At 39.5% G+C, this 23013-nt stretch carries 23 protein-coding genes, 2 tRNA genes and 2 pseudogenes; 2 read left to right on the top strand and 25 right to left on the bottom strand.

The genetic code is table 11. From position 1 onward, the window contains the following. Positions 1–226: pseudogene (locus tag BM213_RS07905) on the bottom strand (IS1380 family transposase); the annotation flags it as partial. A 153-nt stretch (positions 227–379) separates the two neighbouring features. Between BM213_RS07905 and BM213_RS07900 the strand changes: the two are divergent. Then, on the top strand, positions 380–1909 hold the full coding sequence (locus BM213_RS07900) for a P-loop ATPase, Sll1717 family (RefSeq protein WP_039938459.1): 1530 nt from the start codon (positions 380–382) through the stop codon (positions 1907–1909). Between the two features lie 262 nt (positions 1910–2171). Here the strand turns inward: BM213_RS07900 and rlmH are convergent, their stop codons facing one another. From rlmH to BM213_RS07795, 21 genes are all read right to left on the bottom strand, one after another. Further along, complete coding sequence (gene rlmH, locus BM213_RS07895; RefSeq protein ID WP_208601887.1) at positions 2172–2651, bottom strand: 23S rRNA (pseudouridine(1915)-N(3))-methyltransferase RlmH; 480 nt, start codon at positions 2649–2651, stop codon at positions 2172–2174. Positions 2652–2734: 83 nt separating this feature from the next. Beyond that, a complete protein-coding gene (locus BM213_RS07890; protein WP_003397553.1) occupies positions 2735–2890 on the bottom strand; it encodes a CxxH/CxxC protein in 156 nt (51 codons plus the stop codon). Positions 2891–2943: 53 nt separating this feature from the next. Further along, a complete protein-coding gene (locus BM213_RS07885) occupies positions 2944–4152 on the bottom strand; it encodes a S1C family serine protease (RefSeq protein ID WP_091702720.1) in 1209 nt (402 codons plus the stop codon). Between the two features lie 117 nt (positions 4153–4269). Further along, complete coding sequence (locus BM213_RS07880; protein ID WP_091702718.1) at positions 4270–5058, bottom strand: MBL fold metallo-hydrolase; 789 nt, start codon at positions 5056–5058, stop codon at positions 4270–4272. A gap of 5 nt (positions 5059–5063) precedes the next feature. Then, a complete protein-coding gene (locus BM213_RS07875) occupies positions 5064–5849 on the bottom strand; it encodes a two-component system regulatory protein YycI (protein WP_091702715.1) in 786 nt (261 codons plus the stop codon). After that, positions 5836–7164: a YycH family regulatory protein gene (locus BM213_RS07870; protein WP_091702712.1), complete on the bottom strand. Its 1329-nt coding sequence runs from the start codon at positions 7162–7164 to the stop codon at positions 5836–5838. The genes BM213_RS07875 and BM213_RS07870 overlap by 14 nt, the downstream gene beginning before the upstream one ends. Before the next feature lie 5 nt (positions 7165–7169). Further along, positions 7170–8984, bottom strand: coding sequence for a cell wall metabolism sensor histidine kinase WalK (gene walK, locus BM213_RS07865; RefSeq protein WP_091702710.1), 1815 nt, complete (start codon positions 8982–8984; stop codon positions 7170–7172). A 4-nt stretch (positions 8985–8988) separates the two neighbouring features. Then, complete coding sequence (gene yycF / locus BM213_RS07860) at positions 8989–9693, bottom strand: response regulator YycF (RefSeq protein ID WP_091702706.1); 705 nt, start codon at positions 9691–9693, stop codon at positions 8989–8991. Positions 9694–9793: 100 nt separating this feature from the next. Then, a tRNA-Phe gene (locus BM213_RS07855) sits at positions 9794–9866 on the bottom strand. A gap of 115 nt (positions 9867–9981) precedes the next feature. Continuing rightward, positions 9982–10057: transfer RNA gene (locus BM213_RS07850), tRNA-Asp, on the bottom strand. A 100-nt stretch (positions 10058–10157) separates the two neighbouring features. Further along, positions 10158–11444: an adenylosuccinate synthase gene (locus BM213_RS07845; RefSeq protein ID WP_091702703.1), complete on the bottom strand. Its 1287-nt coding sequence runs from the start codon at positions 11442–11444 to the stop codon at positions 10158–10160. Between the two features lie 115 nt (positions 11445–11559). After that, a complete protein-coding gene (gene dnaB / locus BM213_RS07840; protein WP_091702701.1) occupies positions 11560–12924 on the bottom strand; it encodes a replicative DNA helicase in 1365 nt (454 codons plus the stop codon). Positions 12925–12999: 75 nt separating this feature from the next. Next, complete coding sequence (gene rplI / locus BM213_RS07835) at positions 13000–13449, bottom strand: 50S ribosomal protein L9 (RefSeq protein ID WP_003397565.1); 450 nt, start codon at positions 13447–13449, stop codon at positions 13000–13002. After that, positions 13446–15419 carry a DHH family phosphoesterase gene (locus BM213_RS07830; RefSeq protein ID WP_091702698.1) on the bottom strand — a complete coding sequence of 658 codons (1974 nt, stop codon included), beginning with the start codon at positions 15417–15419 and terminating at the stop codon, positions 13446–13448. The genes rplI and BM213_RS07830 overlap by 4 nt, the downstream gene beginning before the upstream one ends. A gap of 21 nt (positions 15420–15440) precedes the next feature. Beyond that, on the bottom strand, positions 15441–16373 hold the full coding sequence (locus BM213_RS07825; RefSeq protein WP_091702695.1) for a YybS family protein: 933 nt from the start codon (positions 16371–16373) through the stop codon (positions 15441–15443). Positions 16374–16436: 63 nt separating this feature from the next. After that, on the bottom strand, positions 16437–16673 hold the full coding sequence (rpsR, locus tag BM213_RS07820; protein WP_003397568.1) for a 30S ribosomal protein S18: 237 nt from the start codon (positions 16671–16673) through the stop codon (positions 16437–16439). A 30-nt stretch (positions 16674–16703) separates the two neighbouring features. Further along, on the bottom strand, positions 16704–17195 hold the full coding sequence (gene ssb / locus BM213_RS07815; RefSeq protein WP_091702693.1) for a single-stranded DNA-binding protein: 492 nt from the start codon (positions 17193–17195) through the stop codon (positions 16704–16706). A 26-nt stretch (positions 17196–17221) separates the two neighbouring features. Further along, entirely contained in the window at positions 17222–17509 is a 288-nt protein-coding gene (rpsF, locus tag BM213_RS07810; protein ID WP_009361077.1) for a 30S ribosomal protein S6, read from the bottom strand. Positions 17510–17618: 109 nt separating this feature from the next. Then, entirely contained in the window at positions 17619–18719 is a 1101-nt protein-coding gene (ychF, locus tag BM213_RS07805) for a redox-regulated ATPase YchF (RefSeq protein ID WP_091702690.1), read from the bottom strand. Between the two features lie 20 nt (positions 18720–18739). Further along, positions 18740–18916 (bottom strand): DUF951 domain-containing protein, encoded by a 177-nt coding sequence (locus tag BM213_RS07800; protein WP_198525516.1) that lies wholly within the window; start codon positions 18914–18916, stop codon positions 18740–18742. A gap of 41 nt (positions 18917–18957) precedes the next feature. Next, the gene (locus BM213_RS07795) at positions 18958–19833 is read right to left on the bottom strand and encodes a mechanosensitive ion channel family protein (protein ID WP_091702688.1); all 876 of its coding nucleotides are present in this window, start codon (positions 19831–19833) and stop codon (positions 18958–18960) included. A 181-nt stretch (positions 19834–20014) separates the two neighbouring features. Here BM213_RS07795 and yyaC point away from each other — a divergent pair, with 181 nt between their 5' ends. Beyond that, a complete protein-coding gene (yyaC, locus tag BM213_RS07790) occupies positions 20015–20605 on the top strand; it encodes a spore protease YyaC (protein ID WP_091702685.1) in 591 nt (196 codons plus the stop codon). Here the strand turns inward: yyaC and BM213_RS07785 are convergent. From BM213_RS07785 to BM213_RS07775, 3 genes and pseudogenes are all read right to left on the bottom strand, one after another. Further along, a pseudogene (locus BM213_RS07785) lies at positions 20597–21301 on the bottom strand (DUF554 domain-containing protein). The gene yyaC and the pseudogene BM213_RS07785 overlap by 9 nt on opposite strands. A gap of 15 nt (positions 21302–21316) precedes the next feature. Continuing rightward, complete coding sequence (locus BM213_RS07780) at positions 21317–22180, bottom strand: ParB/RepB/Spo0J family partition protein (protein WP_091702683.1); 864 nt, start codon at positions 22178–22180, stop codon at positions 21317–21319. Next, a complete protein-coding gene (locus BM213_RS07775; protein WP_091702680.1) occupies positions 22173–22934 on the bottom strand; it encodes a ParA family protein in 762 nt (253 codons plus the stop codon). The genes BM213_RS07780 and BM213_RS07775 overlap by 8 nt, the downstream gene beginning before the upstream one ends. Between the last annotated feature and the right edge of the window lie 79 nt (positions 22935–23013).

Below are 23013 nucleotides of genomic sequence, written 5' to 3'. Positions count from 1 at the left end.
CTTCGATATGATCAAAATCCGTTTTTCCTGTGGCAAGCAAGCCAATCATCGAGCGAATGACATCGCTATGGGAAATGTGCACTTCTCGACGAACCGTTGGAAGCCGAAGTGCGTTTACCCGTTTATCCAGTTTCGTTCGATGGAGTAAGTAGCCCACGAGAGCAAGCCCAGCACTTGGAGTAATCGCTTCATCTGTCAATACAAACCGAATCGGGAAATCTTTCATCACATTCACCTACTTGATGAAGAATCGTCAACGTCGTTTTCCCTTATCGTATCAACGGTTTGCGACCATTGTAAAGATGTTTTGTCACGGATTCAGGTACTTAATCATCATGTTATAATATTCCAGTCGATATTTTTTTGGGAGGTATATTTGTTGGTAAGTAAAGTCCCTTTAAAAAAATTGTTCATAGGAAATATAGATGGTGAAACAGAGTCTCAACGTGAAGATTTTGAGCAACTATTTTATACAAAAAACAGCAAATTTGATAATATTATGCAACCGGAAAAATTTATAATATCTGGGCGAAAAGGCACTGGAAAAACCATTTTAGCAAAATATATTTATAAAAAGATTACTGAAAAGAAGAATCACTATTGTAAGATATTCACAAAAAATGATTTTAAATTACAGAAGTTAATAGATATGCAATTCCGTGAATTACAGGAAGAGGAACTTTCAATTTTTTGGAAATGGACATTTTTATTACAAATCAGTAATGTATTACTAGATGAAGATACATGGAAAAAGAAAATTCCTTTTACACCTGAAAGAAAACTAATGAAATTTATTAAAAATCGATACCCTGAAGATATTTTTAAAATAAAAGATTTTAACAAGAGTATATCTAGTAAAAGTAGTGCAAACGCAGGTGTTAAATCAAAAAGTAAATTATCTCCAAATTTCTCTGTAATGAAAGAAGATAATACTCAAACAAATACAAATTATATTCATAAAGAGTACTTTGAGTTATTACCTCGACTAGAAAGATTGGTATTAAGTTGCCTAAAAAGTAAAAAAGAAGTGATTTTAATTTATGATGATTTAGATGAATTAGAAGAAAGAATCAATGAGCATCGTTTTTACTACCGAGTATTAATATCAATGCTTGAAACAATAAAACAATTGAACTTATTGTTTAAAGACATACAAAAATCTAGCACAAAAATAATTGTATTACTTAGAAGTGATATAATTGATCAAATTCATCAGTACTCCAGCAATTCAAACAAACTAATCACAGAGAGCCGTGTAAACTTATATTGGATTGTTAAAAATTATAAATCGCCTTCGGATCACCCTTTAATGGAAATGATTCTTAACAAAATACAAAAATCTGTTGAAAATTATTCTTCAATGGATAAAGATACTTTATATAAATTATTGTTCCCTAAAAAAATAAACAATAAAGAAGTTATTGATTACTTGCTAGATTATAGTTTTGGTAGACCAAGAGATATCATAAGATATTTAAATTTAATAATTGACAATTATCCAGAAGCAACCTCTTTTAAACCAAAATATTTTAAGGAATGTGCTCAAGAATATTCTAATTGGTTTTACAATGAATTAGAAAACGAAATTAGTATTAGTGAAAACAAAGAAATGATTTTAGATGGGCTAAGATTAATAAATGATATTAAGAAACTTAACTTTACACTTCAACAAATTGAAGAATATTTCAAACAAAACGGAGAACATTATCCTAAAATTAATAATTTAAATGAAACATTGCGCCATTTGTATAAATTGGGGGTTATAGGTAACTCTTGGGTATACAAAAGAAATGGAGAAAAAACAACGTACCGCTATTCTTGGGGTTATAGAGAAGATGCAAGTAATGACCCTAACTTTTCACAATGGTTTTCTGTACATTACGGCTTAAAAAAGCGTTTTTCATTATAATACATTTTTAATTATAATAAATAGAGAAAGAAGTACCTTTAGAAGGTACTTCTTTCACATGGCTCCTACGTCCATAAATTAATCGGGCTCTTACGTCCCATTATTATATATGCACACAAATAAGAAATGTTAATCATTTTTCATACAAAAAATAATTGCTCTTATAGGTTATAATAATTACAACTTATTGTCAAGAATTTTATTTAACTTAATTTCCTCAATACGTTTTCACTTATTAGCATTTCAACTTTCTGCTTTACCACTATTTGTGATACGGTTCTCCGCGATTAATGCGGAAGGCGCGATAAATTTGCTCCGTTAAAATGAGGCGCATAAGCTGATGTGGGAACGTCATTTTGGAAAATGAAAGCGATTCGTTTGCCCGTTTCATGACGTCATCGCCTAAGCCGAGCGAACCGCCGATTACAAAGGCAATTTTACTGTTTCCGTATGTCGCCAATCGATCGAGCGTTTGGGCAAATTGTTCCGAAGACATCATTTTTCCTTCAATCGCTAAGGCAATCACATACATGTCTTCTGTTATTTTTGTTAAAATGCGCTCACCTTCCTTTCTTTTCACGAGCTGCATTTGTTGCTCACTCAGCTGTTCCGGCGCTTTCTCGTCAGCTACTTCAATGATGTCTATTTTCGCGTACGATGATAGTCGCTTCACATACTCTTCTATCCCTTGCTTTAAATATTTTTCTTTCAACTTACCCACAGCAATGATGTATATATTCACAAGTGATCCCCACTTTACAAACATGATATCCACAATACTTATCCACATATCCACAAACATAATCCACATATTGTGTAAAAACATTAGTTCCCTACTACATATATTGCTTTTTGTTCACAAAAGTCACATATTTCCTCTTTTTTATCCACAGAAATTGTTAATATTTCTGGTGCTCGTTGTTTTTCATCCACATACATATCAATCGCAAGCTCAACATGCTGTGCACAACATTTCCACACATTCACCCCTCCTTATTGAAGAGTGAAACGACAGGGATCTCCCTGCCGTTTCTTTATAACGATTGTTTTGCTAGTTTTAGCGTGACCGTTTGTTTTTTACCGTCGCGATAAAATGTGACTTTCATCGTATCGCCGATTTGCTTGCGATTGTATAAATGTTTTCTTAAAGCAATAACATCATCAATCTTTTCGTCATCTAACTCCACGATCACATCGAATTCACGCAATCCAGCTTGCGCTGCTGGTGATCCTGGTACAACTTGCAAAATAGCGACGCCTTCTTTCACGTTAGCTGGCAAGTGAAGCGTCTGTTGCCAATGGTATGCCGGGATGTCACTTAATGAGCGAAGTTCCACTCCCATGTACGGACGACGAACTTGTCCGAATTTTTCTAAGTCAGCGATAACTGGCTTGGCGTAATTGATTGGAATCGATAATCCGATCCCTTCAACCGCTTCTTGGGCAATTTTCATGGAGTTAATTCCGATCACTTGACCTTCAATGTTAACAAGCGCCCCTCCGCTGTTACCCGGGTTAATCGCAGCATCTGTTTGTAGTACTTCGGCATGCCAATCTGGAATACCGTCGCGATCAATGTCGATCGGAATCGTACGATTTACCCCAGAAATAATTCCTTGCGTCACAGAACCCGCAAATTGTAAACCAAGTGGGTTTCCAACCGCAATAACTGGCTCACCAACCTTCACGACATCTGAATTACCAAATTCAGCTATGCTGGTTACGTGTTTTGCATCAATCTCCAATACAGCTAAATCCGTCCATACATCGCTGCCAAGCAAACGTGCTGGCACTTTTGTTCCGTCGCTTAAGCTCACTTCCACACGACTTGCTCCTTCAACGACGTGATGGTTGGTAACAATATATGCTTTGTTTCCTTCTTTTTTATAAATGACTCCCGAACCAGTTCCCGCTTCTCCACCTTCCGACCAAAAGCTCGCCTCTTGAATATTGACAATGCCAACAACAGCATCCGATACTTTATTCACCGCTTTTGTTACTTGAGTCACAACATCGACAGCTACACTTTTATCTACTTTTGGTTGCTCTGTTACATTCACTTGTTTTTCTTCCGTTTGTTCGAGCTCATAAGGCAAGACATCCCATTTCACTAGTGAAGGGATAGCGACAACGACAAGCATACCGCCTAAAATGGCCCCGACTATCCCTGCTAAAAAAGCGCCTCCACGATTTCCTTTTTGTTTTTGACGAATATGTTCATAATGATCATCATAATAACCCATCTTTCACCCGTCCTTTCTTTATAACATGTTGCTCCCTTTTTCATTATAATACTCTTTTTTCCTAACTATCTAATCTAATGATATACATACAATATATTGGTGAAAAAACGGTGAATTTTATACAGAAATAAGCTCCGTTGGACGAGCCGGATCCGTATCATAAAGTTGAAATGATTCTCCCACGATCACCCCTTTTCTTTCAAGCGTCTGAGCAACTGTCATGCGCGCTAATTCTTTCATATTGTTATCTTGGCTTAAGTGAGCCAAATAAATGCGCTTTGTTTGATCACCAATGACATCCGCTAAGGCAAAGCCAGCATCTTCATTTGAAACGTGTCCTACATCGCTTAAAATGCGACGTTTAATATGCCACGGATATTTCCCCATCCGTAACATATCCACGTCGTGATTACTTTCAAACACAAATACATCGGCATGGCGAATGACACCTTTCATCCGATCGCTCACATATCCTGTATCTGTAATCAACACTAGTTTCTTTCCGCCATAATGAAACACGTAAAACATCGGCTCGGCCGCATCGTGCGACACGCCAAACGACTCCACATCCATATCACCAAACGTACGAACTGTACCAGTAGGAAAAATAAATTTTTGTTCGACAGGAATGTCGCCAACCAATCCGTCCATTGCTTCCCACGTTTTTTCATTCGCGTAAATCGGGAGGCGATATTTGCGAGCAATGACTCCTAGTCCTTTAATATGATCGCTATGTTCATGTGTCACTAAAACACCGGTTACATCTTGAATATTGCGATGAATATGAGCAAACAATTGTTCTAACTGTTTGCCGCTTAATCCTGCATCAACGAGCAATCGCTCGCGCTCCGTCTCCACGTAAAAAGCGTTTCCAGTACTGCCACTTGCTAGAACGCTAAACCTCATTTCATTCACTCCAACACTTTATTTTCGTCACTAATGACTTGTCCTTCAAATGCATTTACATAATAGTCTGTTTTTCCGTTCACAACAACATGCCACGTCGGCGTTAATACTTGTGAAGCAGTAAATTGAACGAGCGCATAGTAGCCAAGGTCGATTTTCGTCACTCGATCTCCAGGCTTTAAGTAGTTGCGTTTGTACAGCGTCTCTAACGCTTTAATGGCCGGTAAAATCTCTTGCTTTTTCTCATCCTTTTCTAAGTCGATGAGCAATGTTTGTTCATAACCGACCATTTCATTTTTGTCGTTCACGTAAATAATTAGCATGCTACTTACATTTTTATAAATCGTCTTCCCCTCATATTGTTGAAAATAGATAAGTGCTTGTAAATCTTCATCGTACTTCCAAAACGTATATTGATCGCCAGCAATTATATTTTGCTTTAAAAATTCCGTTAACCGATAGCCATCTTTCGGGTCTTGTAGGGGAATGGGTTTAATAAAATGGGCTTGTAGCAACGTTTCATTTGCTGCCTCAACTTGTTGATTAGGTAATTTCCTTACCTCTTCTTCCGTAAATGTTTTACTTTTTCCGCTCACATATGTCGCCTTTGTTATTTCTTTTGGTAAATCGACATATGTAATGCCATCCGCTTCAAGTTGCTCCTCAATCGTCGCTTCTAAAATGACATCGAGCTGGCTGCTATTTTTTTTCTGAATAAATTGATAACCTAAAAATATATCGAGAATGAGGAATGTAATAATAAAAATAGTTTTCGTTTTACTCCAATCCAATGATATCCCCTCTTCGTTCATCTGTCGTCATTACAACTTTTCTCCACGTGCCATTATATAAACAGTACCAAGCTGGCTCTAACATAACGATATTTTCCCGTTCTGTATCACGAATGAGTTCGTAGCCGATGACAATATCATCGATGAGTTCATGCTGAATATTTTTTTGCTTCTTCAGCTGATCGATAACTTCATAGCCAGACGGAAGAGTAATGGGCAAACTAACGCGATCAGGAATGGCTAATGTAAACAGAGGCCGCTGATAACTAATGATCTCATTTTCCCCCCATATTTGAATGATTTCTGCCATTCCATAACGATTAAATACAGGATAACCGTTCGCGAACAAACGAAACGTTACTTTTCTGTCGTTTTCATCTAACCGATCAAAATAGTACGTATCTGTCCAACCACCGTGATCGTTCACAAAATCAATACTCTTTTGTAAAACATTTGGGTCTGATGTCTTTATCTCGCCACGAGCAGCTGGATTGACATACAACAATAGTTTTTTTGATAGATCAACATCCATTAAACGAGAACCATCTGTATATTCCTCACCAAAAGCTAACACATCTTTTTTGACAAAGCTCGGATCTGTAAATAATGCATCTTTAAAGCGCTCTGTACTTAATTCATCCATATAATACTGCAATCGGTTTAACACGAGCGGACGAGCAGGTAAAAATAAAAATTTCGTTTCGTTAATGTCATACGACAAAAACGATGTATAGCGCTCTGCTTGTGTGTAATATGTTTGCTTTATATGTTCAATTGATGCGCTTTGGGCGACTGCTTTGTATACTCGTCTTTCATTTGCACATATAAAATAAACATTGATCTCCTGCTTACTCTCATCAATCGGGATGATGATACGGTCGAAGCGAACTTTTTCAATATCCCGATCTTCTATCTGAAAAATAGTTCGATACATTTCAATTGGGATATCATCGGGGTAAATAATCTCTATTTGTCCTTTTCCATGTACAAAAGAAAGGAACTTTTCTTTTTTTATAGTCCCGGATATATCCTCAAAATGGTCAAATGTCCATGTTTTCAACTCTTTCATAAACTTATAAATATCTGGGTGATGGGTAATCCCGTAATGGTTCCCATTTTTATGAATGAAAATATAACGAGGCTGAATAACTGTTCCATAATCAACAGCTACGTTACTGACAGGGACGTTTTGAATGTATTTTGCGTTTTCAATGAAGTCGTATTTCGGTTGATACGTCCATAAACTCCAAGTAAAAAAAACGCTCGTACATACAAGAATCGTCAATACAATTGACTTGATCGTTTCGTATTTCATCGTTTTCATCCTTTTTTCTGTTGTTCAATCGGCAAAGTAAAGTAAATGGTTGTCCCTTTTCGTTCTCGACTTTCTGCCCAAATACGCCCACCGTGTGCCAAGACAACCTCTTTTGCGATAGCCAGACCTAATCCTGTTCCACCGAGTTTACGTGAACGTGCCTTATCAACACGATAAAAGCGCTCGAAAATTTTTGATAAGTCTGCTTTCGGAATACCTACTCCTTCATCTTTCACGCTCACTTGAATGATGCCTTCTAGTTTTTCAACGCGAAACGTAATTGTTCCACCTTGAGGCGAGTATTTGAGTGCATTCGAAATAATATTGTCAAGCACTTGGGTAATTTTATCTTCATCCATATACACAATTATTTTCTCATTTGGAAAGTCTCGAACAAACGAAACGTTCTCTTTTTTCGTTAATTCAAACCGATCAATCACCTTATGAAAGTAAGGAATAAAATCAACACGTGTTTTTTTCAATTTATAGTCTTTGCTGTCGAGCTTAGAAAGTTGCAATAAGTCATTCACAAGGCGAATCATTCGTTCTGTCTCGTTTTGAGCAACTTCAATAAATCGTGGAGCAATTTCTTCATCGCGCCAAGCTCCATCAGCAAGCGCCTCTAAATAACTGCGCATCGTTGTTAATGGCGTGCGCAATTCATGCGAAACATTTGCAACAAATTCCCTACGGTCGCGATCAATTTTTTCGTGCTCCGTAATATCATGTAGCACAACAATGAGTCCATTTACAAACCCTTTTTCTTTTTGAATGACAGACAAAGAAGCTCGCAAAATATACATTTCTTCTTCTGTGCTAAAGTCTAAAATTAACGTTTCCCGTTCTTCAATCAACGTTTCAAACGTATATTGTTCATCCAAACCTAATACCGTCACAATCGGAGCAGAAATGACTGTTTCACGTGAAACATTCAAAATGTTTAGCGCTGCATCGTTAATTAAAATAATTCTCCCTTTCCGATCAGTCGCAATGACACCGTCCGTCATATGCGTCAAAACTGACTCTAATTTACGTCGTTCGCCTTCTGTTGTTGCTTGCGCTTCTTGTAACTTTTTCGTTAAGTTATTAAAACTGAGAGCAAGCTGTCCAATTTCATCATATCCGTACACTTTTACTTTTCGTGAAAAGTTACCTTTCGCCATCGCTAACGCCTGTTTATGCATATCTGAAATAGGACGTGTAATTGTCTGCGCTAGCAAAATGCCCAGCAATGCCGTAATGACTAAAGCAATCCCTGTTCCTGTCGCTAAAATGTTGTTAATTTGCCTCATTTGTGCGAAAACATTTTCCATCGAGGCGATGACATAAATTGCGCCTTTAATTTCGTTTTTCACTTTAATAGGTGTAGAGGAAATGTACATCCGATGTCCTGTTTTCGGATCAACAAGCATTTTTTCCGCCATTTCCCCTGCCACTATCGTTCGTTTAATAAGCAAATCTGTTGTTCGTTTTCCAACGATATTTTGATTATATGGATTCGATGTACCTAATACTTTACTTTTATTATCAATGACCCGTACTTCAGAAATATCTTGTGAGACGAAATCTTGTAAAATCGAACGAATTTCCTCTTCGAGTGTAGGACTTTTTTTATCTCGTTCTTTATTCATTTCTTGTTCAATGTTATAGGCAAGTAAAATAACCCGTTCATTTAATGAGTTTTTGAAGTTTTCAACAAGCTGAGCTTCCAGTTGGCGAACAAAATAAGCCCCAATAATTTGCATAGCAATTAAAATAAGCAAAATATAAATTAGGGCAAATTTGACGTGAATCGATTGAAATATACTTACTTTTTTCATGCTGTTACTCCTGTTCCGGATTTCGTAAATAATACCCTACCCCGCGTCTTGTAACAATCCACGTTGGATGCGAAGGGTTGTCTTCAATTTTTTCACGCAAACGTCTGACAGTTACATCAACGGTGCGCACATCACCAAAATAATCGTACCCCCATACTGTTTGCAATAAATGTTCTCTCGTCATGACTTGACCGATATGTTTCGCCAAATAATGGAGCAGTTCAAATTCGCGATGAGTTAATTCAATTTGTTCTCCCCGTTTGGATACAGTATAGGCGTCCGGATGAATGGTAAGCGAACCAATTTTGATTTCGCTCATTTCTTTTGGATCTTGTTCTTGTTTTTGTTGATGACGTCGTAAATTCGCCTTCACGCGCGCCAATAGCTCACGTGTGCTGAATGGCTTCGTTACATAATCATCAGCACCAAGCTCCAACCCGAGCACTTTATCGATTTCAGAATCTTTTGCTGTCAACATAATAATGGGCATATCGTATTTTTTTCGAATTTCCCTACATACTTCCATTCCATCTTTTTGTGGTAGCATAATATCCAATAAAATTAAGTCTGGTTGTACATCTTCTACTTTTTGCAACGCTTCGACACCATCGTATGCACAATGTACGTCATATCCTTCTTTTTTTAAATTAAATTGCAAAATATCAGCAATTGGTTTTTCATCGTCCACAACTAAAATTTTTTTTTCCATCTGTATTCACTCCCCAAAAAGGAATATTTACTTATAGTGTATCATGTCATCATTATAAAATAAAAAAGCATAGACACATATATGTATCTATGCTTCCAAGTGGCTCGGGACGGAATCGAACCGCCGACACAAGGATTTTCAGTCCTTTGCTCTACCGACTGAGCTACCGAGCCGTTTAAGTAATTCACTTACCTTTATTAATGAGTTTGAAACAACACGTCCTTCGTCCCGCTCTCCGTTTGTTTACTCAAGATGCTAGTCGAGCGGTACGCCTATGAAAATAAAAAATGGCGGTTCCGACGGGATTCGAACCCGCGATCTCCTGCGTGACAGGCAGGCATGTTAACCCCTACACCACGGAACCGCATCTCAAAAGACATAAATTATTCTATTATAAAAATAGCCATAAAGCAATAGTTTTTAATAAAAAACGTCGATGAATTGTCCATCGACGTTTTTTGTAGTTATGCATACACATTGCGAACAACATTCGTTTGAGAACGATCCGGGCCGACAGAGAAAATGGAGAGCGGAATGCCCGTTAATTGCGAGATGCGCTCAACATAATGGCGCGCGTTAGCTGGTAGTTCATCTAAGCTTTCGACGCCAGTAATATCCTCTGTCCATCCTGGCAGTTCTTCGTACACAGGTTCACATTCTGCTAATACTTTTAAGCTGGCCGGAAACTCTTCGATGATCTGCCCTTTGTAGCGATAAGCAACGCAAATTTTCAATGTTTCAATACCTGTTAATACGTCGATCGAATTTAATGATAAATCTGTAATACCACTTACTCGACGCGCATGCCGAACAACAACGCTATCGAACCAACCGACGCGGCGCGGGCGCCCTGTCGTTGTCCCATACTCACGACCTACTTCACGAATGCGATCACCAATTTCATTGTTCAACTCCGTTGGAAATGGACCATCACCTACACGGGTTGTATATGCTTTCGCGACACCAACAACGTGTTTTATTTTTGTCGGACCAACACCAGCGCCAATTGTCACTCCACCAGCAACCGGGTTTGATGACGTAACAAACGGATATGTTCCTTGGTCAATATCGAGCATAACCCCTTGTGCACCTTCAAATAGAACACGGCGCCCTTCATCAAGTGCATCGTTTAATACGACAGATGTATCGCAAACATATTTTGCGATTTGTTGTCCATACTCATAGTACTCATCGAGAATATGCTCTAATTTAAATCCTTCGACACCGTATACTTTTTCAAAAAGAATATTTTTCTCTGCTAAATTGCGTGCTAATTTTTCCGCAAATACTTCACGATCAAGTAAATCTGCAATGCGAATGCCAACACGTGCTGCCTTATCCATGTAAGCCGGGCCAATTCCTTTTTTCGTCGTTCCAATTTTGTTAGCCCCTTTTCGTTCTTCTTCCACTTCATCAAGTTTCAAATGATAAGGCAAAATGACGTGTGCACGATTGCTAATGCGTAAATTTTCCGTACTCACTCCGCGCTCATGTAAATAAGCTAATTCTTGCACGAGAGCTTTCGGGTCAACAACCATTCCGTTTCCAATGACGCAAATTTTATCTTTATAAAAAATACCTGAAGGAATTAAATGTAATTTATACTTTTCACCGTTAAATACAATTGTATGTCCGGCGTTATTTCCACCTTGATATCGTGCAATAACTTCCGCATGTTGTGACAAAAAATCCGTAATTTTTCCTTTTCCCTCATCGCCCCATTGTGTTCCGACAACAACAACTGAAGACATAGCGAGCACCTCCGCTTCATCAATTCCAAACAAAGTAAGTGTACCAAATCAACTGCCAAAAATCAATAAAAAACCGAACATTTATATCAATATAAACATTTTTTATTCGTATAAATTAAGCAACAGGTGGAACATTTGTATCATCGAAGCGGCGCTCTAAGTTGACAAACTTGTTGTATTCTTTCACAAAAGCAAGCTGCACCGTGCCAACAGGGCCGTTCCGTTGTTTTGCGATAATAATTTCGATAATATTTTTATTCTCCGATTCTTTGTCGTAATAATCATCGCGGTATAAAAAGGCGACAATATCAGCATCTTGTTCAATACTTCCCGATTCACGCAAATCCGACATCATCGGTCGCTTATCTTGACGCTGCTCTACACTACGAGAAAGCTGAGATAAAGCAATGACAGGAACGTCTAATTCACGTGCTAGCGCTTTTAGCGAGCGGGAAATTTCCGATACTTCCTGTTGGCGATTTTCACGATTTCGTCCACTTCCTTGAATAAGTTGCAAATAGTCGATGAGTACCATACCAAGCCCCTGCTCTTGCTTTAAACGACGGCATTTGGCGCGAATTTCACTGACGCGAATGTTCGGGGTGTCATCAATAAAAATACCTGCATTCGAAAGGCTTCCCATTGCCATCGTCAACTTTCCCCAATCTTCCGGTGTCAATTTGCCCGTCCGTAAATTTTGGGCGTTAATGTTGCCCTCCGCACAAAGCATACGCATAACGAGTTGTTGAGCCCCCATTTCCAAGCTGAAAATGGCCACGTTTTCCCCTGTACGCGTCGCTACATTTTGGGCAATATTTAATGCAAATGCCGTTTTTCCGACAGACGGGCGAGCAGCGACAATAATAAAGTCGCTCCGTTGAAATCCTGCTGTCATACGATCAAGCTCAATAAAGCCGGTTGGAATACCGGTAATTTCGCCTTTTCGGTTATGGAGCATTTCAATGTTATCATATGCTTGAACAAGTACATCTTTTATGTTTTGAAATCCCGTCGTATTTTTTCGTTGGGAGACCTCTAAAATTTTTCGTTCAGCCTCATTTAATACATCCTCTACTTCATCTTCACGCGTATAGCCGTCTTGGGCAATCGATGTAGCCGTGCGAATTAAACGGCGCAAAATAGATTTCTCTTCAACAATTTTCGCATAATATTGCACGTTTGCCGCTGTTGGAACAGCATTCGCAAGCTCTGTTAAATATGAAACACCGCCTACTTCCTCAAGCGCATTTGCATCTGCTAGCTCTGATGTGACTGTCACTAAATCAACCGGCTCACCGCGATCGGATAATTGCAACATCGTCCGGAAAATTTTTTGATGAGCCGCCCGATAAAAATCTTCGGGGATTAATATTTCTGAAGCGCTTGTGAGCGCGGATGGCTCTAATAAAATCGCCCCGAGTACAGCTTGTTCAGCTTCAATGTTTTGTGGGGGAAGTCGATCAGCAAATACGTCGTCCATGTTACTCACCATCCTTTCTCATAAGAAAAATGTGATTATATGCACGGAAAAAATCCGGCATAAAATCACATTTCATCACTTTTGTTCTTGCACATGCACTTTTAATGTTGCAGTTACTTCCGGATGAAGTTTCACTGGTACATTTGTATATCCAAGCGCCCGAATCGCATCGTCAAGTTCAATTTTGCGCTTATCGATTTTAATATGATGTTGTTGCTGAAGAGCCTCAGCAATTTGTTTACTTGTAATTGAACCGAATAATCGTCCACCCTCACCAGCTTTCGCAAACAATTCAACTGTTAACGTATCCATTTTTTCCTTTAGTTGTTTAGCGCGAGCTAGTTCTTCTTCTGCTTCTTTCTTTTGTTTATTTTTTTGAGCTTCTAACGCTTTTAAATTAGCTGGTGTTGCTTCGATAGCAAGCCCTTGCTTAAATAAAAAGTTTTGTGCGTAACCGTCAGCAACATTTTTAACTTCACCTTTTTTTCCTTTTCCTTTCACATCTTTTAAAAAGATCACTTTCATGATTGTTTACCCCCTTCAATATATTCTTGAATCGCTGCTCTCAATCGCTTCTCAGCTTCATCAATCGTTACGTTAGTAAGCTGAGTTGCAGCGTTCGTTAAGTGGCCTCCGCCATCAAGCTTCTCCATAATGATTTGAACATTCACATCTCCCAATGAACGCGCACTAATCCCTATAGTTTGATCGTTTCGTTTTGAAATGACAAACGAAGCGACAACACCGTGTAAAGATAATAGCGTGTCTGCCGCTTGAGCAATTAAAACAGGATCATATGCTTCATTGGCGTTTCCTTTCGCAATAGCAAAACCATACTCATCAATGACAGCGTTCCCAATAATTTTAGCGCGCTTCATGTAATGCTCAATATTTTCTTTTAACAACTTTTGAACGAGCGTCGTATCAGCCCCTTGAGCCCGCAAATATGAAGCGGCATCGAACGTTCGCGATCCTGTGCGCAACGTAAAACTTTTCGTATCGACAACAATACCTGCTAATAAAGCGGTTGCTTCAAGCATCGACAGCTTCGAACGTTTTGGTTGATATTCTAACAATTCCGTTACTAACTCTGACGTTGATGAAGCATATGGTTCCATGTAAACGAGTATTGGATCTTTAATGAACTCCTCACCACGACGGTGATGATCAATAACGACAACCCGATCTAAACGAAGCAATAGCCGCTCTTCAATAACAAGTGAAGGTTTATGTGTATCAACGACAACGAGTAGCGTATCGTCTGTCGCCAAGTCTAATGCTTGTTCAGGAGAAATAAAGCGCGACCAAAGCTCCGATTGCTCTTTCACCTCATCAAGCAGTCTTTGTACACCGGAATCAATTCGGTTCGTATCAATAATAATAAACCCTTCTTTTTCGTTCATTTGAGCGACTTTTAAAATGCCCATCGCAGCTCCAATCGCATCCATGTCAGGATACTTATGTCCCATAATAAATACTTGTTCGCTTTCTAAAATAAGCTCTTTTAACGCGTGTGAAATGACGCGCGCCCGAACTCTCGTACGTTTTTCCATTGGACTCGTTTTCCCGCCATAAAATTTCACTTTTCCGTTCGGTTGTTTAATAGCTACTTGATCACCGCCACGCCCAAGCGCTAAATCTAAACTAGATTGTGCCAATGCGCCTAGCTCTGGCAAGGACGGCGAATTTGTTCCAATCCCGATACTTAACGTGAGTGGTACATGATTTTTAGCTGTTTGTTCACGCACCTCATCCAAAATAGAAAATTTGTTTTTCTCAAGCTGTTGTAAAATATGTTCATTTAACACGGCGACAAAACGATCAGATGACGTGCGTTTTAAAAATAAGCCGTATTCACTTGCCCACCTATTTAAAATTGACATCACTTGACTATTCAGCTGACTTTTCGTTTGATCGTCCATTCCTTGCGTCACATCGTCATAATTATCAAGAAAGATGACACCTAGTACAATCTTTTCTTGTTCATATCTTCTCTCCAATTGAGCCTGCTCGGTAATATCGAAAAAGTAAAGTAAGCGCTCTTCGGGGCGAATGATCACTTTAAACGTTCGATCGTGTAACGTAATTGCTTCTTCCGTTGCCTCTTTTTTCATAAGAGGGACGAGCTGTTCTGCGACATCATATAACGATTGCCCAACTAACGTATCGACTCCAAAACAAGAGCATAAAAACGTGTTTGTCCATTCAATTTCTAATTCCTCGTTAATAAGCATAATGCCAATCGGCATGCCCATTAACGCTTCCTCTCCAACCTTTTTAATACGATACGAAAGGGTGGAAATGTAATCTTCAATTTCTTCTTGGGCAACTTTATACGATCGGAACACATGAAATAACGTTGGTCCAAGGAGCACAGCAGCAACTATCCCAATGATCCATTGGAAATATGTGACAATAATAAGTAATACGAGCGTAATACTAATTAAAACGTACAAGGGATAGCGATGCCTCTGCTTTTCATACAAACTGAACATGAACGTCAGCTCCTTGTTTCATTAATCATTCAGCCTCTTTCGCAAATCAAATCCTAAATCAATTATACCCAATATTCGTACGAGGTGAAGTAAAAAAGGGAAAAATAGAGATAAAACGACAATCACAATAGCTCCTTTACGCCCCATCTTTTTATGATGCATCCAATAAAAAATGAATGAAAATCCTTGAATTGTCATAAGCAGTTGCAAAATTTGAAACAAGTTGAGAAGCGCAACATAAAGAAACGATCCGTGCTCAATTGGGAAAAAGAGCAAAACCATCACAGCTAAATAGTACCATAATAGGCTTTTTGGTAAAACGAGCTCACGAAACGGCTGCCAATCGCCGATGGGTACGTTTAATCGCTTTAAAATTGGCAAAGCAGCTCGTTGAGTCATCCAAGCGAAAAATGCGGCAGCAAAGATAAACGCAGTCGGCAATAAATCGAGGACAACGTCCATCGTTTGTTTCATCGTTTTTTCAAACTGCTCATTCACTGGTTGGCCAAACTGTTCTAACACCGCCTGTGCACTTTGAAACGATTGTTGCATCATCTCTTCAATTTGCTTGCCAATATGAATGTCGAAGAACAAAACAGATGCGGCATAAATGATGATCATACTAAGTAAGAAAGAAAGCGTTCCAGCGAGCAAAACCGCATATGTTCCACCCTTTTTTCGCCAAACGTGCCCCATCACCACTCCACTCGTTGCAAACATTAGCGTCATCGGTACAGAAAATAGTGAACCGAACCAAATGGATGGAATAAATGATGCAGCAAGTAAAAATAAACCATTTTTATATGTATGACGCATAGTAAACAAAAGAAATGGAACAGCTAAAAAAAACGTAGTGACCATTCCAAACACTGGCATATATAAACTAAGCAAAAGAAGCACGGTAAAAATAGCAAGTTGTACCGCTCCCTCTGTTAATACGCGCGCGTTTTTCACTGTTTTTCCCTCCTCGAAAGCAAAAAGCAGTAAGGCTTCGTCCCCCTTACTGCTTTCTCTTTTTTACTCGCCCGCAACGTATGGTAATAAAGCCATTTGACGAGCACGCTTGATCGCAATTGTTAATTTACGTTGATATTTCGCACTCGTACCTGTTACGCGGCGAGGTAAAATTTTACCACGCTCAGAAATGAATTTCTTTAACGTGTCTACATCTTTGTAGTCGATGTGCGTAATTCCGTTTGCTGTAAAGTAGCAAACTTTACGACGTTTTGTACGTCCACCTTTACGTCCTGCCATCGTATATCCTCCCTTCTAAAATGATTTATATTAAAACGGCAAATCATCGTCCGATATGTCGATTGGTCGTCCATCGTTCGCAAATGGATCATCATCAATACGACTAAATCCGCTGCTACGTCCTTGGTTCGGGTTCTGATTTGATCCAAATGGAAACGGCTCGCCATAGCTGCCTGATGCCATGCCACGCTGTTCACCGCCACCTCGCGGCTCCAAAAACTGCACGCTATCGGCGACAACCTCTGTCACATATACTCGCTTTCCTTCTTGGTTTTCATATGATCTCGTTTGAATTCGACCCTCTACGCCAGCTAAACTACCTTTTTTCAAATAGTTCGCCACATTTTCAGCTTGTCGGCGCCAAACGATACAGTTGATAAAATCGGCTTCACGTTCACCTTGTTGGTTCGTATACGTTCGATTCACCGCTAGCGTAAACGTGGCAACAGCAACTCCATTTGGAGTATAGCGTAATTCTGGATCTTTCGTCAGTCTTCCGACGAGAATTACGCGATTAATCATCAGAACCACTCCTATTCATGAGGAAATTATTCTTCTTCCTTCACGACGATATGACGAATGATATCTTCGCTGATGCGCGCTAAACGGTCAAATTCTTGAACCGCTGCTGGCTTCGCAACAACGTTTAAAATCATGTAGTAACCGTCACGGAACTTTTCAATTTCATAAGCGAGACGACGCTTACCCCATTCTTTCACGTTCGTAATTTCTGCGCCATTTTCAGTTAACACGTTATTAAAACGCTCAACAACTGCTTTTCTCGCTTCTTCTTCCATGTTTGGACGGATAATGTACATAATTTCGTATTTTCTCATCACGACACAGTCACCTCCTTTTGGTCTACACGGCTCTCTACAGAGCAAGGAGCAATATATCATTACTCACATTTGCTGATTATATCATGAACGTCTTTTATGTGCAACATTAGACATTGAAACGAAAATGAATAATGTCCCCATCTTGCACTTCGTAATCTTTTCCTTCTAGCCGTACTTTTCCTGCTTCACGTGCTGCAGCCATAGACCCTGCCGCAACTAAATCTTCATAAGATACCGTTTCAGCTCGAATAAATCCTCTTTCGAAATCAGAATGAATAATTCCAGCACATTGTGGTGCTTTCATTCCTTTACGAAACGTCCATGCACGCACCTCTTGCTCGCCCGCTGTAAAGTACGTTGCTAGTCCAAGCAAGCTATATGAGGCACGAATAAGCTGGTCTAAGCCGGATTGCTCGATGCCGAGCTCTTGTAAAAACATCTCTTTTTCCTCATCGTCTAATTCTGCCATCTCTGCCTCGACTTTTGCGCACACAACAATGACTTCTGCGTTGTCTTCTTTTGCAAATGCTTTTACTTGTTGGACATATTCATTGTTGTTTGGATCAGCTAAATCTTCTTCCCCAACGTTAGCAACGTACAACATCGGTTTAATTGTTAGTAAATGGAGTTGCTTCACGACTTTCATTTCTTCCTCAGTAAATGAGAGCGTTCTCGCCGGTTTCCCCGCTTCAAATGTTTCTTTCAGTTTCATTAAAATATCATATTCAAATACCGCTTCCTTATCTTTTTGCTTCGCCATTTTTCCAACACGGTCTATTCGCTTATCTACTGTTTCTAAATCAGCGAAAACGAGCTCTAAATTAATTGTTTCAATATCAGCAATCGGGTCTACTTTTCCAGCAACGTGAGTAATATTTTCATCAGCGAAACAACGAACAACTTGGCAAATAGCATCCACTTGACGAATGTGGGATAAAAACTTATTCCCTAGTCCCTCACCTTTGCTTGCGCCTTTCACGATTCCCGCGATATCTGTAAACTCAAATACAGTTGGAACCGTACGTTTTGGATTAAATAATTCCGTCAATGTTTTTAGACGCTCATCCGGCACTTCAACAATCCCAACGTTTGGCTCGATCGTACAAAACGGATAGTTAGCAGACTCCGCACCTGCTTTTGTAATCGCATTAAACAACGTTGATTTTCCAACGTTCGGAAGACCGACAATTCCTGCTGTTAAACCCATCGTTATGCTCCTCTCTTCATCTATTCCTCATGTTTGACAAGCACTTTTTTCATTTTCTTCTCAAATTCTTTCCGCGGTAACAAAACGCTATGACCACATCCTTCGCATTTGATGCGAATATCCATGCCCATTCGAATGATTTTCCAACGATTTGTACCGCAAGGATGCGCCTTTTTCATTTCAACAATATCGTGCATGCCATACTCTTTATTCAATATAGCACACTCCTTTCCGTTGTTTAAGCACGCTCTGCCTGCTGTTCGCGATTATAAAGAACTAAGCGAGGAAACGGAAATTCAATTCCACACTCGTCCAAACGAAGCTTAATTTCTTTTCGCAAGGCGCGGGCAATATGCCAATGGCGCATCGGCTTCGTTTCACACGTAATGCGCATGACAACTTCAGACGGTCCTAAGTTTTGAATGCCTAACAGTTCTGGCGTACTCACAATGTCTTCATATTTGCTTGGCATTTCTTCTAGCACTTCACGAATAACAGCTTCCGCCCTTTCTAAATCTCCTTCATAGGCAATGCTCACATCAACAACAGCAATACTATTGTTTAAAGAAAAGTTTGTCACTTGTGTAATCGTTCCATTTGGCAAAATGTGCACTTCACCCGTAAAGCTTTTCAGCTTCGTCGTGCGCAAACCGATTTCTTCTACATGTCCTTCAAATGTCCCGATGCGCACATAATCTCCAACCGCAAACTGATCTTCAAGAATAATAAAAAATCCGGTAATAATATCGCGAACAAGGTTTTGCGCCCCAAATCCGACAGCAAGCCCAACGATCCCGGCACCTGCTAAAATCGCACGAATATTAACGCCAACAGCGTCTAAAACCATCATAAACGTAATAAAGTAAATGCTATACGTAGCAATATTGTTCAGCAAACGCATTAACGTCGCTTCTCTTCGCTCAGACAAGCGGATCGGTGCTTTTTGTCGGACAGCAAAAAACTTTGCAATCGTTAATTTTATAACTTTTAACAAAATAGATGCAAAAAAAACAATCGTGACAATTTTAAATAAATTGACACCGACTGTAACGAGCCAGTCACCTTCTAATATTTGTGCAACAACACGATCATATATTTTTTTCATTTGTTCCATTCGTCCACCTCCATCGTAGCGAAATAACCTATACAAGCTTCTTTACTCACGCATAAGTTATTGTAACAGTATTTTGCTTACATTTGTAGCACATGAACTTTCTACGACACTCAATGTATATATATTCACATTTTTCCGTATACTGTTACCACGTCATTGAATCGAAGGAGGGAACGGACATATGCAAAATAAATTTTTTTACGATGAGCCAAACGCGGCAGTTCAACTTTCATCATCCATTTTACGCTTACTACCAGCTTCTACACATACACCAATTATCATCATGTGTATCGGTACAGATCGTTCAACTGGCGATTCGCTCGGACCACTTGTCGGTACAATGCTGGAACAAAAAGGAGCGTTGCCGTTTTATGTGTACGGAACGTTAAAAGATCCGATCCATGCCGTTAATCTAGAAGAAAAAATAAAAGACATTCAACAACAACATAAACATTCATTTATCATCGCTGTCGATGCTTGCCTTGGCCGTGTAAAAAATATCGGGATGGTCACAGTTGAAAAAGGGTCATTAAAACCAGGGGCGGCTGTCAATAAAAATCTCCCTTCCGTCGGTGACGCCCATATTACTGGGATTGTCAATGTGAGCGGGTTTATGGAATTTCTCGTACTACAAAATACTCGACTTCACTTAGTAATGAATATGGCAGAAACTATTGCAACAGGCATTTACGAAGCTGGAATGCAGCGAAAAAAACAACAACGATTAGCTTCTTTACAAATAAATGAGTTAAAATACAAACTGTTAGAATAATGTATACACGAAAGCGACAATGAACGCGTTCACTAAAATGCTTGGCAATAAGTTTGCGACGCGAACAGATGTCAGACGTAACATATTTAATCCAATTGCAATAATTAAAATTCCGCCTGTAGCGGTTGATTCAGCAATGAACGCTTCCAGAGCGCTTGCCGGAATAAAACGATCAATTTGTGTAGCCATCAAAGCGATGGAGCCTTGATAAATGACGACAGGAATGGCCGAAAAAAGAACGCCGATGCCAAACGTAGCGGTTAAGATAATGCTTGCAAAGCCGTCTAAAATTGATTTTGTATATAGTACAAGATGATCCCCTCTTAACCCGCTATGTAACGCACCGACAATGGCCATTGAGCCAACAACAAACAGAAGGGTTGCACTAACAAACCCTCTTGAAATCATCCCTTCCGCCCCATATCACATTCGCCTTTCTACCCATTTTCCTAACCTTTCAAGCTTCTCCTCAATATCCCACATCTCTCCTAGCGCTCCGCCAACAACTAAACTAATAATAACAATTAAAAATTGATCGCTCTCTAATCCCATTTTCACCCCGAGAACGACGACCGAAAGGCCAATGCCGTTCATCACTGTTGATTTTACACGTTCAGGGATGTTGCGAAAAGAAGCTCCTAATAGTGCACCGATGATAATACATATTCCGTTAACAAGCGTACCGAGCAAAACCAAAATGTTTCACATCCCTCATTCATCCATATATTCGTCATATGCGTTCAACAATTGTAAAATACGTGTTAAATCTTCCTCAGAAAAAAACTCGATTTCGATTTTCCCTTTTTTTCGATTTTTTTTAATGGATACAGCTGTTCCTAAACGTTCCCGTAATAATGCTTCACTTTGTGCCAAAAATACACTTTTCTCCTCGTTTTTCCCTAATGTTTCACGTGGAACATTTTCATTTAGCTGTTGAATAAGTGCCTCAAGTTGTCGAACATTAAGTGATTCACGAATCACACGTTGAATCACAGTTGAGAGCTTCTGTTTGTTTTTTAATGCCAATAATGCGCGACCATGTCCCATGGATAACGTGCCCTCTTCAATCATTTGCTGAACGTCACTTGGAAGCGATAGAAGGCGCAGATGATTCGCAATATGTGGTCGACTCTTCCCTAAACGTTTAGCGAGCTCTTCTTGTGTTAATTTGCATCGTGTAATTAATAATTGGTATGCTGTCGCTTCTTCAATTGGATTTAAATCTTCACGTTGTAAGTTCTCAAGTAGTGCAATCTCCATCATTTGTTCATCCGAAAGCTCGCGCACAACTGCCGGAACAGTTTTCATCCCAGCCAATTGCGCCGCACGAAATCGCCGTTCACCTACAACAATCTCATATCCTTTAATCGTCTGGCGAACGATGAGAGGTTGAACAATTCCATGTTCCACAATGGACTGTTTTAGTTCTTCTAACGCCTGTTCATTGAACGTTTTACGCGGCTGATATGGGTTAGGACGAAGCTGTTGAATGTCAATATCTTGCACCGTCTCCCCTTTTTCCGCTTCTAAGTTAGTAAAAAGAGCGTGAATGCCTTTCCCGAGCCCTTTAGCCATTTGCAATCACCTCTTTCGCAAAGTCCGCATACACTTCTGCCCCTCGCGATTTTGCGTCGTACAAAATAATTGGCTTTCCATGGCTTGGTGCCTCACTTAGTCGAACGTTGCGCGGAATAATTGTTTCATATACTTTCTCACGAAAATACTTTTTCACTTCTTGAATGACTTGAATGCCTAGGTTTGTACGGGCATCAAACATGGTAAGCAACACACCTTCGATGCGTAAATTCGAATTCAAATGTTTTTGCACAAGGCGAATCGTATTTAACAATTGACTAAGCCCTTCCAATGCGTAATATTCACACTGGACGGGAATTAATACCGTATCAGCTGAAGTTAAAGCATTGATCGTTAACAATCCTAGGGAAGGCGGGCAGTCGATAATAATAAAATCATATATATCCTTGACTGGACTTAATGCCTTTTGTAAACGAACTTCCCTTGAAACGATCGGGACGAGCTCAATCTCCGCACCGGCGAGTTGAATGGTAGCAGGGATAATATGCAGACGCTCGATATTTGTCGGACGAATCACTTGACGTACATCTACTTCCTCAACTAATAAGTCATATGCACATTGTTCAATTTCATGTTTTTCCACACCGATACCACTCGTCGCATTTCCTTGCGGATCAATGTCAACAAGCAACGTTTTCTTCCCCATATGAGCTAAACAAGCGGATAAGTTTACTGCTGTTGTCGTTTTGCCGACACCGCCTTTTTGATTGGCAATAGCGATAATTTTCCCCACAATGCTCCCCATCCTTTACCTATAATACCTTTATTGTATCACGAATTTTTCAATATTTTTATATACAAAAAGAAAACCT

This window comes from Anoxybacillus pushchinoensis (assembly GCF_900111795.1).
Taxonomy (GTDB): Bacteria; Bacillota; Bacilli; order Bacillales; family Anoxybacillaceae; genus Anoxybacillus; species Anoxybacillus pushchinoensis.
Note: the sequence above shows the minus strand (reverse complement) of the source record. Positions and strands in the feature narration are given on the sequence as shown.

Excerpts from the sequence above, each read along its gene's own strand:
- BM213_RS07885 (WP_091702720.1), bottom strand. The coding sequence starts at position 4,152 with ATGGGTTATTATGATGATCATTATGAACATATTCGTCAAAAACAAAAA.
- BM213_RS07880 (WP_091702718.1), bottom strand. The coding sequence starts at position 5,058 with ATGAGGTTTAGCGTTCTAGCAAGTGGCAGTACTGGAAACGCTTTTTAC.
- BM213_RS07870 (WP_091702712.1), bottom strand. The coding sequence starts at position 7,164 with ATGAAATACGAAACGATCAAGTCAATTGTATTGACGATTCTTGTATGT.
- walK (WP_091702710.1), bottom strand. The coding sequence starts at position 8,984 with ATGAAAAAAGTAAGTATATTTCAATCGATTCACGTCAAATTTGCCCTA.
- yycF (WP_091702706.1), bottom strand. The coding sequence starts at position 9,693 with ATGGAAAAAAAAATTTTAGTTGTGGACGATGAAAAACCAATTGCTGAT.
- BM213_RS07845 (WP_091702703.1), bottom strand. The coding sequence starts at position 11,444 with ATGTCTTCAGTTGTTGTTGTCGGAACACAATGGGGCGATGAGGGAAAA.
- dnaB (WP_091702701.1), bottom strand. The coding sequence starts at position 12,924 with ATGGACGACGTATTTGCTGATCGACTTCCCCCACAAAACATTGAAGCT.
- rplI (WP_003397565.1), bottom strand. The coding sequence starts at position 13,449 with ATGAAAGTGATCTTTTTAAAAGATGTGAAAGGAAAAGGAAAAAAAGGT.
- BM213_RS07830 (WP_091702698.1), bottom strand. The coding sequence starts at position 15,419 with ATGTTCAGTTTGTATGAAAAGCAGAGGCATCGCTATCCCTTGTACGTT.
- rpsR (WP_003397568.1), bottom strand. The coding sequence starts at position 16,673 with ATGGCAGGACGTAAAGGTGGACGTACAAAACGTCGTAAAGTTTGCTAC.
- ssb (WP_091702693.1), bottom strand. The coding sequence starts at position 17,195 with ATGATTAATCGCGTAATTCTCGTCGGAAGACTGACGAAAGATCCAGAA.
- rpsF (WP_009361077.1), bottom strand. The coding sequence starts at position 17,509 with ATGAGAAAATACGAAATTATGTACATTATCCGTCCAAACATGGAAGAA.
- ychF (WP_091702690.1), bottom strand. The coding sequence starts at position 18,719 with ATGGGTTTAACAGCAGGAATTGTCGGTCTTCCGAACGTTGGAAAATCA.
- BM213_RS07800 (WP_198525516.1), bottom strand. The coding sequence starts at position 18,916 with ATGCACGATATTGTTGAAATGAAAAAGGCGCATCCTTGCGGTACAAAT.
- BM213_RS07795 (WP_091702688.1), bottom strand. The coding sequence starts at position 19,833 with ATGGAACAAATGAAAAAAATATATGATCGTGTTGTTGCACAAATATTA.
- yyaC (WP_091702685.1), top strand. The coding sequence starts at position 20,015 with ATGCAAAATAAATTTTTTTACGATGAGCCAAACGCGGCAGTTCAACTT.
- BM213_RS07780 (WP_091702683.1), bottom strand. The coding sequence starts at position 22,180 with ATGGCTAAAGGGCTCGGGAAAGGCATTCACGCTCTTTTTACTAACTTA.